Genomic DNA, 16,620 nt, shown 5'->3' with positions numbered 1-16,620 from the left:
ATTAACTACCTAACAACCCTTCAGCCACCGTACGGTCGTTGCTCAGGCGTGGCACTTTATTTTGCCCCCAAGCTTACTAAGTTCTTTGCATATTATTCTTAACGATTGTTCTTATCAAGATTTTGCAAATCCAACTTGTCTTTAAGGCGGCCAGTACTTGCTTTGTTCTGTCGTAAATCGTTTAAACTAATGAAGCTGATAGGAACTTCGTCTAAGACTTTAATTTCCCGCTGACTATAGCAAGATTCAAAATTAACACCATCAACGGACGTAAGCAGATCAATTCGTAAAGGAGCTACACCTAATTGTACAATAGTATTGGGTTCAGTAAAATCGCCAAGAGTATAGCCTAATCCTCCCAGCCCAAATTGCTGAAGCGTAATTATAACGCGTTGTGCGTTTTCTGGTGTCGGTTTCACCCACACATCAATGTCGCCAGTAGCCCTTACGTAGCCGTATCTAGCTACTGCGTAAGCTCCTACTATCAGATATTCAACTTCGTTGGCGTTTAATAACTCGACAAACTCTTTGTATTCCTCGGTAAGCTGGTTGGCCTGTGCCATTAGCAAGAAAATAAAATGCGTACGCCTGACGCCGCAGAAACTCCAGTGCCTCCATTCGTTCCTCTACTGATTTACTTTGCCAGTACGCTGCATCATCGGCATCCTGGTCGTGGTGCAAGGTGGTTTTGCGGGTAGCAGTACGGTCAAAGCGAATCATAGCTCAAGATACGGCTTTTACCCCGCGCCGACCAGCCCATCAGCCACTGTCCGATCATTACTCAGCCGTGGCACTTTATTTTGCCCCCCAAGCTTGCCTAAGCTCTTCATGTACCGCTGAAAGGCTCCTTGCGGCAAGCTCGTGAGCCGGAGCGGAGCCAAAATATTGCCCCCCAGCAGGTCATCATAATACGTATTGCGGCGACGCAGGCCAGCATCTAGATCAGCGGCGAAAGCGGCAGTATCCTGGGGTGGGCGGGCAAACTCTATGAGCCATTCGTGTTGTGAAGGCTCGTTAGGGTTAGTACTCACACGGGGCGCGACAGTGAACTCGACAACTTCCACCTCCGGGAATCGCGCCATTACTTCGCGCAGGGTTTGCTCTACTTCTTCGCCAATGACATGTTCGCCGAAGGCCGACAGGAAATGCTTGATGCGGCCGCTTACTACCACGCGGTGGGGCTTTAAGCTCACAAAGCGCACCGTGTCGCCGATGCTGTAGCCCCAAAGGCCAGCATTAGAGTTGAGTACAAGCGCGTACTGCTTATCAAGCTCCACGTCGGCAATGGTGAGGCGGGGCGGATTCGGCTCAAAAAAGCGTTCGGCAGGAATGAATTCGAAGAAAATACCAGCATCGAGCAGGAGCAGCAAACCGGGATTGCCGGGCTCATCCTGAAAAGCCAGAAAGCCTTCGGAAGCTGGAAACAGTTCAATGCTATCTACTGGGCGACCGATGATTTCGAAGAGCTTGGTGCGGTAGGGTTCAAAATTGACACCGCCGTACACGAAGAGGTCGAAATCCGGAAATATATCTTTGATAGGACGGCCCGTGTGCTGCACGAGGCGGTCGAAATACATTTGCACCCAAGGCGGAATCCCCGAAATAAGACTCATCGGCTGATCAACCGTCTCATCTACGATACGGTCGAGCTTCTGCTCCCAGTCTTCAATGCAATTGGTGGTGTAGCTGGGAAGTTGGCTGCGGCGCAGGTAAGCCGGCACATGGTGATTGGCAATGCCAGACAAGCGTCCCGTCCGAATCCCGTTGACTATGCTCAACTCCGGACTCCCGGACAGAAACATAAGCTTTCCATCCAGAAACTGCGCTTTGCCGGTGTGGTGCACATAAGTAAGCAGCGCATCGCGGGCCCCGTTGATGTGGTTGGGGATGCTGGCGCTAGTAATTGGAATATACTTGGTGCCCGAGGTGGTGCCGCTGGTCTTAGCAAGGTATAGAGGGCGACCGGGCCATAGTACATTAGCTTCACCCTCTTGTACTCGCTGGAAATAAGGATTAAGCGCCTCGTAGTCGCGCACGGGTACTTGGCTCGCCAAGTCAGAAGGTTTGCTGACACTACTAAGCTCATGGTCGCGGCCAAATGCGGTAGAATGAGCCTGACTGATTAAGCTCGCTAGCACGCGCTTCTGCGTAGCTACCGGGCGACGGAGCCACTGCTGATAGCGATGATGCAGAAGTGCAGCGAGGGGACGACTAAAAGCGGCCTTGAGGGCCATAGATAAGCAATAAGAATTTCTGAAATAACTACGTAGACGAAGTCAGCGCGTCGTACCGACAAATACGTACGAGATTTTATAGCGTAGGTGGTAAAGCAAAGGCAAATTATCGGATTAATTTGCTCAAAGCACTCATACCAGTGCGTAACGCCACAATACCTATTGTTGTTGTGGTTGCGAATTGCCCCCCAGATTATTCAAATGTAAGCGCAACCACAACCCAATATGCATTTTATAGGTTGGTAGGAAGTATAACCCATTTTTTTCATCCCTTACTCATCTCTTATCATGGCAGATCATGCAGGCAAAGCCGTTTGGAACGGCGACCAGAAAGGTAGTGGTACGCTCACTACTCAAAGTGGCGCCCTAAATGCACCGTATTCGGTAGGCAGCCGTTTTGAAGGCAAGCAAGGCACAAACCCGGAAGAGCTGGTAGGCGCGGCGCACGCGGGCTGCTACACCATGTTCTTAGCCATTCAACTGAGCAAGGCCGGGGCGCAGGTGCAACAACTCAACACCGAATCGAAGGTGACCATGGATACGGTAGACGGTAAGCCCAAAGTCACCAAGATTCACATCACGACGGAAGGACAGGTAACGGGCATTTCACCCGAAGACTTTCAGAAACACGCCGAAGACGCTAAGCTCAATTGCCCTATTTCGCAGCTCCTGCAAGCTGTGCCTGAAATGACGCTAAGTGCAAGCCTGAAGTAACGTTTGCTGGCAATAGCGCTTGTTGGTTCATCCAACTGATGAGATGAATATTACGAAGCAACTAAAAACCGGTAAAGCACCTAGCCTTGCCGGTTTTTAGTTTACTTTGCTTTTTGCCGAACTATCTGTTCTTTCTATGCCCGCTACTTCTACCCGCATTCGTCTGCAACCAGCCAATACATCGCGTGTTCCATTTTGGGGCCAAGTGCTCATTGCCTGCTTCTGGATTGCTTATACCATCTTTTCCATGTTTTCGGACGATGGCGTGAATGACTTCCACTTCCTGCACTGGGTATTTCTGGTGTTTAGCTTATTTTATCTGGGCTACGTGCTGGTGCATAATGCGCCCGTATTCGGTACTCAGAGCTACTTGGAGTTTACTCCTGGCTACATTGTGCACAAGGGCGGTTTATTTCGGGCTAAACAGGCTTTCGCTGCTGAAGATATTGCTAGCCTGGAGTTTGTGGCCCAACAGCTTCGCATCAAGCTCAAAGCCGGCGACCAGTATAATTTAAGTATGCGTGAAGTAAGAGGCGCCCGCCGTAAGCGCACCTTGCGCGACCAGGTCCGCACCTTTGCCGAACAACACCAAGTACCTCTGCGTGAGCCTCAGCCGAATGCTTAGCCATTTGTTATCCTCAAAAAAGCCCCCCAGACACGTCTGGGGGGCTTTTTTGAGGATAGATGTAAAGGTTAGTTCTACTTGCCAGCAAATTTCTTGCGTAGCTCTGCAATGGTACTGCGGAAGCTTTTGTCGCTATCGATCAGGTCTGACACGGTTTGAACGGAGTGAATAACCGTGCTATGGTCGCGGCCGCCGAAGTTGTGGCCGATGCTTTTGAGCGAGTGACTGGTATGTTCTTTGGCAAAGTACATCGCCACCTGCCGCGCCGTCACGACTTCCTTTTTGCGGGTTTTGGCCTTCAGCAAATCAACCGGAATGCTAAAATACTCCGCCACCGTCTTCTGAATGAAGTCCAGGTTCACCTCGGCTTCTACTTCCTCAATGATATGACGCAACGCCTGCTTGGCCATTTCCAGGTCAATCTCGCGGCGGTTGAGGCTACTTTGGGCCACCAGTGAAATCAACACGCCTTCCAGCTCACGCACGTTGGTATTCACGGAGTGCGCCAGATATTCCACTACCTGCGGCGGGATGTCGATGCCATCCTGCTGCATTTTGTTCTGAATAATGGCCATCCGGGTTTCAAAGTCCGGGCTCTGCAAGTCGGCCGTAAGACCCCACTTAAAGCGTGATAACAGCCGGTCTTCCAAACCATTCAGGTCGCGCGGTGGCCGGTCGGAGGTCATTACAATCTGACGGCCGGCTTGATGCAGGTGGTTGAAGATGTGAAAGAACATCTCTTGGGTTTTATCCTTACCCGACAAAAACTGCACGTCATCCAGAATCAGGGTATCCACCAACAGGTAAAAATTGGCGAAGTCCTGCACCGCGTTGCTGCGCAGACTTTCGATAAACTGGTTCGTAAACTTTTCCGCCGACACGTAGAGCACAAACTTGTCAGGCGTTGTAGCCTTGATGTGGTTGCCGATGGCTTGCACTAAATGCGTTTTGCCCAAGCCTACACCGCCATAAATCATCAGCGGATTGAAGCTCGTCGTGCCCGGCTTATTGGCAACAGCCAAACCCGCCGAGCGGGCCAAACGGTTGCAGTCACCCTCGATATAGTTCTCGAAGGAATATGTATGGTTGAGCTGCGACTTCAGGTAATTCCGATCAATGCCCTTTGCGGCCTCGAATGGGTTCCGTAGCGTGTCCGGGTTGGCGGGCGCATTAGCGGCCGCGGCCACGTTGCGTGCCGACGCAGTCTGGGCGCTAGCTGCTACCTGGGCAACGCTATTATTACCGGGAGTAGGATAAGCGGCCTTGCGGGCTGTCGGAATATTTACCGTCCGCGGCTTTGACTGGCCGTTGCCCTGATCCACTACGATGCTATATTCCAAGCGGCCTTCGTGGCCAAGCTCCTGGTAGATACTTTTCTTGAGCACATCCACATAATGCTCCTCCAGCCATTCATAAAAGAACTGGCTGGGCACCTGAATAATCAGGACATTATGATGAAGCTGCACCGGCACGATGGGTTCAAACCAAGTGCGGAAGCTCTGCTCACCAATGTTTGCCTTGATGACGCGAAGACAGTTAGCCCATACGGTTTGGCAATCCTTCAACATCAACAATAGAGGGCAAAAGCAACGGGTGCAGGGTAGAAAACAAGGGTCAGAGCACGGGGCAACCGGGCCCCGATTTTTTAGGGGGAGACAAAAATGTGGAAAAGTCAGGACACAAAAAAACGCTTGACTCCTTGCTTTTGTCAGGCAGTTCGCACGGGTACTACCGAAGCAGACGCCACCACGGGCCGCCGCGACTTACGCTCGAACTCGTAGTCTATACGGCCGAGGTTAATTCCAGACCAGCCGACTTGGTTAATCAGCGTCCGGTGGCCGTTAGGGCCATCAATCGGCACTGGTGCATCAAGGAAGGTGTGGGTGTGGCCGCCCAAAATCAAGTCGATGCCAGCTACCTGCGCAGCTAATTTATGATCATCAACTTTTTCATTTTTATACTGATACCCTAAGTGCGACAGGCAAATAACCAAATCACAACGCTCAGTGTCGCGCAAACGAGCCACGGTAGTACGAGCTATTGCAATCGGATCGAGATAAACAGTTTTGCCAAAGTTTTTATCGGCTACCAACCCAGCCATTTCGATGCCCAACCCAAAGACCCCAACCCGGTGTCCGGCTTTCGTGAAGACTTTATAGGGCTGAAAACGACCAGCCAGCGGTGTTTGTGAGAAATCGTAGTTGGCTATCAGGAAGGGGAAATTCGCGTTAGGCAGCTGCTTGACCAAGCCCTCCAAGCCGTTGTCAAAATCATGGTTACCGAGCGTGCCAGCATCATAGCCCATCTGCGACATCAGCTTAAACTCCAGCTCCCCTTCGAAGAAGTTGAAATAGGGTGTACCCTGAAATACGTCGCCCGAGTCGAGCAGCAACACGTTGGGCTCCTGCGCCCGGATTTGTTGGATAAGTGTAGCCCGCCGCGCCATACCACCCATGCCTGCAAATTGCCCGCTACCTTCCGGAAACGGATCAATCCGCGAGTGCATGTCGTTGGTGTGCAGAATAGTGAGGCGCGAGCTCTTGGTATCGGCAGCCAGTGCTGGCATACCCAGCAGGCTTAAGCTAGCGGCGCCAAGGGTCGAATTTTTAAGGAAGTCGCGACGGTTCATGCTTATGATGTACTAAGAAGTTGCTGGGCAAACGAATACGGAATAGAGATGGTGCCTAGCTATAGGACCTTTACCCGACCCTCTACTTTGGCCTCCACGGGCTTTCCTTCTTTGGTAAGCTGACGAATGTGGTCAGCAATGGCATTGCGCAGCAATACGCCAGTGCCCGTAGGCTTGAGGGTTTTGAAGAATACCATATTATCGCCGCCGCCAGCCGTATAATCGGAAAGAGCAACAGTATAAGTCTGGACCGGATTGAAGGGCCGGCCACCAATCATTATGTTCATTGGTTTTCCATCGGCACCCACCGCATAGGTAGCACCAGACAGTGCCATCTTGATGCGAGCTGAATAGTCGAATAGCTGTTGCATCACGGGGCCGGGCGCATCTAGCACTACCACTTCATTTTCGAAGGGCATTAGCTCAAAAATGGCCCCCAGCGTGATTTTGCCGGCAGGTAAGTTAGCTCGCAGGCCGCCGTTTGGCATGACGCTCACATCAATGCTTTTGCCTGTGGCGACGGTGGCTCGCTGCCGCACAAGGTCGGCCACAAAGTTAGCTAATGGTGACTCGCCGGGATTTTTAGAAATAGCTACCGGGGCGGTACCTATTACTTCCGTCATTTGCTGCGTTACCTTCTGCTGGTAAGGCTCAATGATGGCCGCGATTTTAGGATCGGGGGGCAATGTTTGGCCTACGGGCTGGGCTGTGGTAGGGGCCAGTGTAGGCTTAGCTACGTAAGCCGCACGCTGACAGGCTGGCGTTGCAACAACGGCAAGAAACAGACCGAGGCTGACGACACGGAAGCGGAGAAAATGCATAGAAACAGCAAAAGGCGAAGAGACGGATTGCAAAGATAAGGCTGGTCTTTGGGCTTTTGCCCAAAGCTCTTGTAGAAGTCCTTAAATCATCTTCCTTGCTATAAGGAACCACTTTTACCTAAGCCACAAAGACTGTCAATTGCATGAACTGATAAAGCTAGATGCTAGGCGGCGCCGTACAAACAACTTGCCCAATTCGCCAGTATTACCCCAATCCGGTATCTTTAACCCGCATTCCTTACCGGAATCATAGGCTTTTTACCACCCCCATATGGCCGATACCCCGCGCCCGGCACCCGTTTCCTTTCCCGAGTTTCAACCCGTCAGCACGGAGGCCTGGCAGGAGCGGATCCGTCGTGACCTGAAGGGCGCTGACCCTGCTGCCCTGCTGTGGCACTCAAGTGAAGGGTTTGACATACAGCCTTTCTATCATCGCGAGGCTCTGGAAACGCTAGGCGATTTGCCATCTCCCCTCCTACCAGAGACAGCCGCCGACCGCTCCTGGCGGAACGTGCCAGTGGTACGTGTGGCGCCCCTGAATAGCGGTCATGAGGCCGTAGACCAAGCGCGAATAAGCTTAGACCGCGGAGCCGACGGTGTGCATTTTATTTTCTCTGACGATGCCAGCGAATTCGACGTCGACTACCTGCACAGCTTCCTACCGCTCGACACGACATTCATTGGGTATTCGGTACCGCACCACCCGACCGGTCTGCTACGTCGGCTGCTAGCGGCTAGCAAGGAGCTGGGGGGCTTTTTGCTGACTGATCCTCTCACTCACTACCATAATCCAGAGTTTGTTAGCCACTTGCCCGAGTTGCGAACCGCGCTACAGTTGACACAGGACCTGCCTAAGTTCAAGGCGCTGACAATTGATGCCAGCTTTTTTGGTAATCGGGGCGGCACCAATACGCAGCAAATTGGCTATGCGTTGAATGTGGCAGCGACTTATCTGGAGGCACTGCCAAACGCCGACCTGAGCGTGGCCGACGTCGCGGCGGCCATGCAGCTTCACTTGGCCATCGGTACCAGCTACTTCCTGGAAATCGCAAAGCTGAGAGCTGTGCGGCGGTTGTGGGCTACACTGCTTCATGCGTTCAATTTGCCCCCCAGCCTAGCAGGTATGCTGCGCATTCACACCAGCACGTCCTCGTGGCTACAAACGACCCTTGATCCGCATACCAACCTATTGCGCTTCACAACAGAGGCGATGGCGGCTGTATTAGGCGGCGCTACCTCGCTTACTGTGGCTCCATTCGACAGCTTGTACCGCGAACCGGGCGAATTCTCTGAGCGGTTGGCGCGCAACTTATCCATTATTCTGCGGGAAGAATCTCAGTTGGGCCGCGTCACTGATCCCGCCGCTGGCTCCTACTACCTCGAAACGCTCACGGACACCCTAGCCCGCGAGGCATGGGCACTTTTCCAAGCCACAGAAGCTAAAGGCGGCTTATCTAAGGCTTGGGGCAGTATACTGGAAGAGTTGCGCACGGTCAGCCGCCAGCAGTTTCACCGTATTGCTACCGGTGAGCAGGTAATAGTAGGTAGCAACCGCTTTACGCAAGCCGAGGAAGAGTTTGAGTTCGATCCAAAAAAGCTTCTGCGCAGCCGCAGCTTCGATACCACCCGCGCCACGTATCCGACGGAAGTATTGCGCCTAGTGACAGCTATGCATTTTCGGCGGCAGTTACAGCAGAATCAGCGAGCCGCAGTGGTATTACTGGGTCAGGATGCGAACCGCGCCATTCTGGAGTCCTTCCTTAAAACGCTTCCCCAGGAAGAGCGGGCCTCATTACCTCTACCCGAGACTTCGGAGGATACGCTGTCGGTGCTGTTTTCAACGCCCGAAACAGTGACTTTGATGTACGCTACCGTGGAGCAATACCACGCTTTGGCCCGTGAAGTATCCGCTCCTGACACTGCTGACCTATCGATTCACCTACCTACTCTTCTCTCCAGCGACGTGGCAACGATGCAGGCTGCCATTCAGCGTCACGGCTTTCAAGAGCTTAGCGTCAACAGCTACAAAACCGACGACATCCTCGCCCGATTGCAGGGAAAAACGTAGGGTTACTCCTCGTAAAACAGCTTGCTGAAGCAACTCTTCCCCGAGTAATCTTCCTCTACTAAATACCCCAGGCCACCCAATCTATCCTCCGTCCATGAAGCCTGATTTTTCCCGGATTCCATACGATGCAGCGCCGTTGCCGCCCGCCCCGGCTCCGCCTACCGAAACGCTGACGCCCGAACAGATTCCGCTCCGCAGCCACTACACGGCCCATGATGTGGCCGGCCTCGATCATATGGGTTTTGGCGCAGGTGTGGCGCCTTATCTGCGTGGCCCTTACGCTACCATGTATGTGCAAAACCCGTGGACTATCCGGCAATACGCGGGGTTTTCTACGGCGGAGGAAAGCAACGCTTTTTACCGTCGCAACCTGGCTGGGGGGCAAAAAGGGCTTTCGGTCGCCTTCGATTTGGCGACGCACCGCGGCTACGATTCTGACCACCCACGCGTAGAGGGCGATGTAGGTAAGGCAGGCGTGGCCATCGATTCGGTGGAGGACATGAAAATTCTCTTCGACCAGATTCCGCTGGACCAAATGTCGGTGTCGATGACCATGAATGGGGCTGTGCTCCCGATCATGGCTTTTTACATTGTGGCGGCTGAAGAGCAAGGGGTGAGTCCGGAGAGGTTAGCTGGCACCATTCAGAATGATATTCTGAAGGAGTTTATGGTGCGCAACACCTACATCTATCCGCCCGCGCCGAGTATGCGCATCATCGCCGATATCTTTGCCTATACGGCTAAGCACATGCCGCGCTTCAACTCCATCAGTATCAGCGGCTACCACATGCAGGAAGCCGGCGCTACCGCCGATCTGGAGTTAGCCTATACCCTCGCCGATGGATTGGAATATGTGCGTGCTGGCCTCGCTGTAGGCATGGATGTGGACCAATTTGCCCCCCGCCTGTCGTTTTTCTGGGCAATTGGCATGAACCACTTCATGGAAATCGCCAAGCTTCGCGCCGGACGGCTGTTGTGGGCCAAGCTTATGCAGCAATTTGCCCCCCAGAACCCCAAATCTTTGGCTTTGCGCACCCACTGTCAGACTTCGGGCTACTCTCTTACGGAGCAAGACCCGTTCAATAACGTGGCGCGTACCTGCATTGAGGCATTGGCTGCGGCCTTGGGCGGCACGCAAAGTCTGCACACCAATGCACTGGATGAAGCCATTGCCCTTCCTACCGATTTCTCGGCCCGGATTGCCCGCAATACGCAGCTTTACCTCCAGCACGAAACCGATATTACCCGCGTTGTGGACCCGTGGGGTGGCTCGTATTACGTGGAAAGTCTCACCCACCAACTCGCCGATAAAGCCTGGGCGCTGATTCAGGAAGTAGAAGAGTTGGGCGGCATGGCTAAGGCTATTGAGACTGGTTTGCCCAAAATGCGCATTGAAGAAGCGGCTGCCCGCAAGCAGGCACGTATTGATTCAGGCAAGGAAATTATTGTGGGTGTCAATAAATACCGCCCCACTGAAGAGCACAAAATCGATGTGCTCGACATTGATAATGCCGCCGTACGGGAGGCCCAGCTTGCCCGACTAGCCACCATCAAATCTGAACGCGATACTGCTGCTGTACAAGCAGCGTTAGAAGTTCTAACAGACGCAGCTCGCAGTGGCTCCGACAACCTGCTGGCCCTGGCTGTGCAAGCCGCCCGCGTACGGGCTACCCTTGGCGAAATCTCAGATGCGTTGGAGAAAGTATACGGCCGCCATCAGGCGACTATTCGAGCCATTTCGGGCGTTTATTCCGCTGAGCTAGATTATGACGCTGAGTTTCAGCGAACCCGCGGAATGGCCGATGAGTACGCCAAAATGGAAGGTCGTCGGCCCCGCATTCTAGTGGCCAAAATGGGTCAGGACGGCCACGACCGCGGCTCCAAAATCATTGCTACGAGTTTCGCGGACGTAGGCTTCGATGTAGACATTGGCCCTTTATTCCAAACACCAGCCGAAGTAGCTCGCCAAGCCACCGAAAACGATGTGCATGTGGTGGGAGTGAGTAGTTTGGCGGCTGGCCACAAAACGTTAATTCCGCAACTGATCGAAGAGTTAAAAAAGCTCGATCGCGCAGATATTCTGGTAATTGCTGGCGGCGTAATTCCCGCTCAGGATTATGACTTTCTCTTTGAGGCAGGCGTTGTGGGTGTGTATGGTCCGGGCACTGTAATTGCGGTAGCGGCTCAGGAAATATTACAAAAACTTAGGGAGCAGCACTAAAAGTATTTATCCCTATATTATCAACCACATATTTTCGAGTGAATATTTTACTCAGACATGAAATACGTATAATACACACTAATTTTCAGTAGTTATGTCTTAAAGCACTTCAAGTACTCATAGTATAGCTGACAAATATGTGAAGTAAAATAAGCTTAAGATTCTTTAGCGAATGCTGCGTGGTGTACTTAAAAAGTACAACTGTTGAGCTTGTCTTTCTTTATTTTCTGTGCAATTTGGCTTATCCAATTAAAAACAGAATTTATATAAGACAAATACATCTTTAAATACCACATCAGATGTAGAATCTTAGGTTTCACTTCTTGTATCTAAGCTATATGAAAACTCAGTTACGAAACATGTTAGCGCGGGTTTATCGCTCTAGTGAGTATGTAGTGCGAGAGAACTTACATCTGTTCGATTCAGATACTAAGCTAGTAGCTGACTCCCAGCATTACTGGGATTCCTTTCATCGTGACTTCATCCCAGGCAAGGCCCACTGGCGTGGCACAGGCATATTTGTTAACGACGATGAACGGTGGCTCAAAATGGGCCGTCATAACTACAATACGTATCGTCGCCTGGCCGGCGTAGCTACGCTTGATGACCAACCAGCCCGCATTGTCGACTGGGGCTGTGGCGGGGGGGCAAATGCCATGCATTTTGCTCCCGGCTCAAGTCGGTATTATGGCGCTGATGTTACAGAGGCCACCGTTAAGGAATGCCAAAAGCAATTGGCTCAGGAGGGGTACCACAACTTTGTTCCAGTACCGTTTAAAGTTGCCACCCCCGAGACAGTGCTTAGCGTCATTACGGAACCTATTGATCTCTTTCTCTGCGTCTACGTCTTTTGTGTTTTTCCTACTAAGACGTATGGTAGCCGGGTGTTAGATATTGCTTTTAAATTGCTCAAGCCGGGCGGACAAGCGTTTATTGAGATTCGCTATGCTGACCATACTCCCATCAGCAAGCCGCACCGCTGGGGTTACGCCCAGAATATGCCTCACATGGTAACATATCGTATTGAGGAGTTTTGGGAAAAAGCTATTAGCTGCGGCTTCGAGCCCCAGCTGGTTACTTTGGAACTTGAGCAGGAAGTAAGGATGGGCAAACGCTACGCTTACTATTTGCTAACCAAGCCGGTTTAACTAGCCTTCCAACAACCTGCTGTACTGGCAAGAACTGTACAAAAAGAAGGCGGGTTTACCTAACATCGATTTAAATAAGTCCGCCTTTAAGCCAGCTAAATACCGTTCCAGCGAAGAGCAAAAAATTGATACGCTCGACATTGACAACGCTGCTATTCGGGAGGCCCAACTCGTCCGGCTAGTAATTATCAAGGCCGAACGCGACGCTAACGATGAACAAGAAGCGCTAACAGAAGCGGCTTGTAGTGGCGCAGCCAACCCGCTGGCGGGCCGTACAAGCGGCCTGCGTACGGGCGACGCTTGGAGAAATTTCAGATGTGTTTGAGGCATTATACGGCCGCCATCAGGCCACTGGTTGCAGCTCAGGAAATATTGCAAAATCTGATTGATTAGTAAAAATTTGTGCTTTATAAGATCTAATTATGGATTTCTCCGTAATTGCACTTCTAGCATAGAATATGCGTAAAACATGTATTGTCTTTTCAGTAGATATACGCTAAACAATGTGACTGCCTATAACTAAGTTTAACCTTGTAGAGTAGGCAAGTGAGTAAGGAGTATAGGGATAAAGATTCTACAGCAAAGCTCTATGGCTTACTTATAAAGCACAACTAACGAGCTTTCCCCATCTGTTTTCTGTTTAGTTTGGTTTATCTAAATATAAACCAAGGCTACTAATAGGATTAAAACGACATTAAAGTATAAATTGCACCAAAACCAATTTGCTTTACTTCTTACGATTAACTTGATGAAAGCTCAGCTACGCAATACTTTAGCCCGGATTTATCGCTCTAGTGAGCGTGTCGTACGGGAGAACTTACATCTGTATGATTCAGAAGATAAGCTAATAGCCGATTCTCAGCACTACTGGGAGGGCATTGATCGTGAGTATATACCTGGCAATGCTCACTGGCGTGGCAAAGGGATATTCACCAATGACGATGAGCGTTGGCTCAAAATGGGACGTCATAACTATGAGATGTACCGTCGCTTAGCCGGCGTAGCCACGCTTGATAACCAACCAGCCAGCATTGTTGACTGGGGTTGTGGCGGGGGTGCTAACGCTGTGCATTTTGCTCCTGGATCAAGATGCTATTACGGGACTGATATCACTTCTGCCAGCGTGAAAGAGTGTCAAAAGCAATTAGTACAGGAAGGCTACCACAACTTTGTTCCTGTACAATTTGAAGCGGGGACTCCTGAGACGGTTCTGAGCGTCATTAAAGAGCCTATCGATCTATTTTTCTCAACCTACGTCTTTGAGATTTTTCCTACTAAGGCATACGGTACCCGTGTACTAGACATTGCGTACAAACTGTTAAAACCAGGCGGTCAGGCATTCATTCAGATTCGGTACGCGGACAACACTCCTATAAGTCAGCCACACCGCTGGGGTTATGCGCAAAATCTGCCTCACATGGTAACATATCGTATCGAGGAGTTTTGGGAAAACGCTATTAGCTGTGGCTTCGTACCTCAACTCGTAACCTTGGAAATTGAGCAGGAAGTAAAGCTTGGGCGGCGTTATGCCTACTATTTGCTAACAAAGCCAGCTTAGCTCGCTTATCAGCCGAAGCTAACGGCTGTCCAATAAGAAGTTACACAGGAAAGAGGGGAGACTTACCTAATAATTCATTAGGTAAGTCTCCCCTCTTTCTCGTACTAATTGATGCTAATTCCGTCTAGTCTAGCTCTAGCGCGGCAACACATCACGCCGATCCTTTCGAATCAAATTATCAACACTCCAAGGTCCGGAGCCTTGAGCGGCGATATACAGAAACACAAAGCAGTACACAACCGCCAACTCTCCCTGATTTAGAAGTGGAATGGCTCCTTGCGGCGCGTGAGCCATAAAATAAGCCACAGCCATTGTGCCGCTGGCTATAAACGCCGCAATGCGCGTCAGGAAGCCGAAAGCAATCAGAAGGCCGCCGACTAGCTCTATTATTCCGGCAAGGCCCATGAGCGAAGCAATTTCCACGGGCGGTTTGTCACCGGGAAATCCTAGTAGCTTCTGGCTACCATGCATCGCGAAAAGCAAACCTACCACAATGCGAAGCAACGCATAGATATGGGGGGCAAATCTGGCAAAATTGTCCATCAGCAGAGTATGTATATCCTCGTTATTTGCTTCAGAACGAGTGTTTCAGAAGCAATTTCGGGTTATACGGCAAATGGGCAGTAAAGTGGCTCAACAGTTATTGCAGCAATTGCAAAGCTTCCTCATTTCCTTGCTGCACCGCCAGATCCAGCGCGGTAAGTCCCCGGATATCGCGAATAGTTGTATCGGCGCCGGCGTCAAGCATGAGTTTTACCAGCTTATTGCGCCCAAACAACGTGGCGAACATAAGCGCCGTGCCGCCATTACCGTTCTGTAGGTTCAGATCGGCACCGTGCGCTATCAGCAGGCTGGCAACCTCGGCGTGGCCTTTGAAGCAGACGCCCATGAGGGCATTGTTGCCGCCGGCATCCTGCACATCCACATCGGCGCCGGCCTCCAGTAGAAGTTGAACAGCTTCTAGTTGATCATCGTAGGCAGCTACAATCAGTGGGGTAAAGCCTTTACCATTCACCGTATTTACGTCGATGTTGGTGGCAATCAATTCTTTCAAATAAGAAACATCACCCCGACGGGCGGCATCAAACAGTAAATCTTCGGGGCGGGCGGATGAGAATGACATATGAGCGGTAAGTGAGTTTTAAATAAAAAAGGCACCAAATCAATACGGATGCAGCGCTAAGTTGGCTGGCGCTGTAACATGCCACCAACTCAGCTGCTACCCGTAAAGCTTAACATACAAAATAAAGGCTCACTGGTTTAACGCCTCTCACTTTATCGTTTGAAATTGAATGGATCTGCAGCTCACGAATAAGACAGCATTGATAACAGGCTCTACTGCTGGCATTGGCTTGGCTATTGCCCAACAACTGGCAGCAGAAGGCGCGCACGTCATCATTACAGGCCGTACCGAAACCCGAATTCAAGCGGCTACGGCAGCTATTTTGGCCCAAACGCCCACAGCCCAGGTACACGGAGTTGCCGTAGACTTTGGGCGCGCCGCTGAAGTGCAGCACTTGCTGCGGGAAGTGCCCACGGTGGATATCCTGGTGAATAACGTCGGCATTTTTGCCCCCCAGGACTTTGCCGATATCACGGATGAAGACTGGATGCGCTTTTTTGAAGTAAATGTGATGAGCGGAGTGCGGCTCTCGCGCCAGTATTTCCCGCTCATGCTCGCCCAGAACTGGGGGCGCATCCTGTTTATTTCCAGTGAGTCGGGCCTGCAGATTCCGCAGGAAATGATTCACTACGGCACCACTAAAACGGCCCAGCTCGGTGTGGCTCGTGGCTTGGCTGAACTGACAAAAGGCACCAACGTAACAGTGAATTCCGTGCTGCCTGGCCCCACGGCTTCCAAGGGCGTAGAGGATTTTCTGCAAAAGCTATCCGCTGAAGGCAAATCAAAAGAAGAAGCCGAGCACGATTTCTTCCAGAATGCCCGGCCGTCATCGTTGCTTCAGCGCTTTGCCACGCCCGAGGAAGTAGCCAATATGGTTGTGTATCTGGCTAGTCCGCTAGCCTCCGCTACGAATGGGGCCTCCGTACGGGTAGATGGCGGCGTGATACGGAGCATCGGTTAGACAAGCCTATCTGTCTTTCTCACGCATTTCCTGGCGGCGCATGGGCATGGTATCGATTGTCTCGAATAAGACCTTGGAGTTAATGGGCTCGGTTTCTTTTCGCTTCACGCCACCGTCTTTACCAATGAGCACCACAGCAAAACCGCCCGGCTTTATACCCAGAGTCTGACGCACATACTGCTTTTCACTGGGGCTTAAGCTGGTTTCAATAGCTTCGATGATGAGCATATCACGGGCTTTTACCTGCTCGTGAGCAGCAGCCATACTTGCCTTTTGCTGCTTAAGCTCCACAGATTCGGCCGTGGGCGCGTAGAGAATAACTAACCTTTTTTGCCACCGCTGCGCTTTTATCCGCTCAGCCAAGGAAAGTTTAGATGATGGCGTCTGGGCCAGCGTTGCTAAAGCAAGGCCACTGAACAATAACACGAGAAGAATGGAACGGAGCATAAGCAATATGGAATAAGTGAAGCTAGAACATTGGCTGGGGGGCTTTTTTGCGTTTAACGGACTGCAAAAAA

Annotated in this window: 15 protein-coding genes; 7 read left to right on the top strand and 8 right to left on the bottom strand. The window is 51.3% G+C overall.

Annotation, left to right across the window (positions count from 1 at the left end):
• Positions 1–98: 98 nt before the first annotated feature.
• Both H8B13_RS07100 and H8B13_RS07095 read right to left on the bottom strand, forming a co-directional pair.
• Positions 99–563, bottom strand: coding sequence for a DUF6036 family nucleotidyltransferase (locus H8B13_RS07100; protein ID WP_187310093.1), 465 nt, complete (start codon positions 561–563; stop codon positions 99–101).
• A 174-nt stretch (positions 564–737) separates the two neighbouring features.
• Complete coding sequence (locus H8B13_RS07095) at positions 738–2,234, bottom strand: GH3 auxin-responsive promoter family protein (RefSeq protein WP_187310092.1); 1,497 nt, start codon at positions 2,232–2,234, stop codon at positions 738–740.
• 288 nt (positions 2,235–2,522) lie between these two features.
• On the opposite strand from H8B13_RS07095, the gene H8B13_RS07090 reads away from it, so the two are divergent.
• Positions 2,523–2,948, top strand: a complete 426-nt coding sequence (locus H8B13_RS07090) for an OsmC family peroxiredoxin (protein ID WP_187310091.1) — start codon at positions 2,523–2,525, stop codon at positions 2,946–2,948.
• A gap of 136 nt (positions 2,949–3,084) precedes the next feature.
• Entirely contained in the window at positions 3,085–3,573 is a 489-nt protein-coding gene (locus H8B13_RS07085; RefSeq protein ID WP_187310090.1) for a hypothetical protein, read from the top strand.
• A gap of 74 nt (positions 3,574–3,647) precedes the next feature.
• Here the strand turns inward: H8B13_RS07085 and dnaA are convergent, their stop codons facing one another.
• The 3 genes from dnaA to H8B13_RS07070 form a co-directional block, all read right to left on the bottom strand.
• Positions 3,648–5,141: a chromosomal replication initiator protein DnaA gene (gene dnaA, locus H8B13_RS07080; RefSeq protein ID WP_187310089.1), complete on the bottom strand. Its 1,494-nt coding sequence runs from the start codon at positions 5,139–5,141 to the stop codon at positions 3,648–3,650.
• 140 nt (positions 5,142–5,281) lie between these two features.
• Positions 5,282–6,202, bottom strand: coding sequence for a bifunctional metallophosphatase/5'-nucleotidase (locus H8B13_RS07075; RefSeq protein WP_187310088.1), 921 nt, complete (start codon positions 6,200–6,202; stop codon positions 5,282–5,284).
• A gap of 59 nt (positions 6,203–6,261) precedes the next feature.
• On the bottom strand, positions 6,262–7,023 hold the full coding sequence (locus tag H8B13_RS07070) for a 5'-nucleotidase C-terminal domain-containing protein (protein WP_187310087.1): 762 nt from the start codon (positions 7,021–7,023) through the stop codon (positions 6,262–6,264).
• 271 nt (positions 7,024–7,294) lie between these two features.
• Between H8B13_RS07070 and H8B13_RS07065 the strand changes: the two genes are divergently transcribed.
• From H8B13_RS07065 to H8B13_RS07050, 4 genes are all read left to right on the top strand, one after another.
• Entirely contained in the window at positions 7,295–9,091 is a 1,797-nt protein-coding gene (locus tag H8B13_RS07065) for a methylmalonyl-CoA mutase family protein (protein ID WP_187310086.1), read from the top strand.
• Positions 9,092–9,185: 94 nt separating this feature from the next.
• Positions 9,186–11,312, top strand: coding sequence for a methylmalonyl-CoA mutase (gene scpA, locus H8B13_RS07060; protein WP_187310085.1), 2,127 nt, complete (start codon positions 9,186–9,188; stop codon positions 11,310–11,312).
• Positions 11,313–11,650: 338 nt separating this feature from the next.
• Positions 11,651–12,460, top strand: a complete 810-nt coding sequence (locus tag H8B13_RS07055) for a class I SAM-dependent methyltransferase (protein WP_187310084.1) — start codon at positions 11,651–11,653, stop codon at positions 12,458–12,460.
• Between the two features lie 748 nt (positions 12,461–13,208).
• Positions 13,209–14,018, top strand: a complete 810-nt coding sequence (locus tag H8B13_RS07050) for a class I SAM-dependent methyltransferase (protein WP_187310083.1) — start codon at positions 13,209–13,211, stop codon at positions 14,016–14,018.
• A 135-nt stretch (positions 14,019–14,153) separates the two neighbouring features.
• Here H8B13_RS07050 and H8B13_RS07045 read toward each other — a convergent pair whose 3' ends face one another.
• The gene (locus H8B13_RS07045) at positions 14,154–14,561 is read right to left on the bottom strand and encodes a DoxX family protein (RefSeq protein ID WP_187310082.1); all 408 of its coding nucleotides are present in this window, start codon (positions 14,559–14,561) and stop codon (positions 14,154–14,156) included.
• A 97-nt stretch (positions 14,562–14,658) separates the two neighbouring features.
• Positions 14,659–15,141, bottom strand: a complete 483-nt coding sequence (locus H8B13_RS07040) for an ankyrin repeat domain-containing protein (RefSeq protein WP_187310081.1) — start codon at positions 15,139–15,141, stop codon at positions 14,659–14,661.
• A 169-nt stretch (positions 15,142–15,310) separates the two neighbouring features.
• Here H8B13_RS07040 and H8B13_RS07035 point away from each other — a divergent pair, with 169 nt between their 5' ends.
• Positions 15,311–16,102, top strand: a complete 792-nt coding sequence (locus H8B13_RS07035) for an SDR family NAD(P)-dependent oxidoreductase (protein WP_187310080.1) — start codon at positions 15,311–15,313, stop codon at positions 16,100–16,102.
• Positions 16,103–16,108: 6 nt separating this feature from the next.
• Here the strand turns inward: H8B13_RS07035 and H8B13_RS07030 are convergent, their stop codons facing one another.
• On the bottom strand, positions 16,109–16,549 hold the full coding sequence (locus H8B13_RS07030; protein WP_187310079.1) for a DUF4174 domain-containing protein: 441 nt from the start codon (positions 16,547–16,549) through the stop codon (positions 16,109–16,111).
• Positions 16,550–16,620 lie beyond the last annotated feature (71 nt).

The sequence above is a fragment of the Hymenobacter sp. BT188 genome (assembly GCF_014333585.1).
Taxonomy (GTDB): Bacteria; Bacteroidota; Bacteroidia; order Cytophagales; family Hymenobacteraceae; genus Hymenobacter.
Note: the sequence above shows the minus strand (reverse complement) of the source record. Positions and strands in the feature narration are given on the sequence as shown.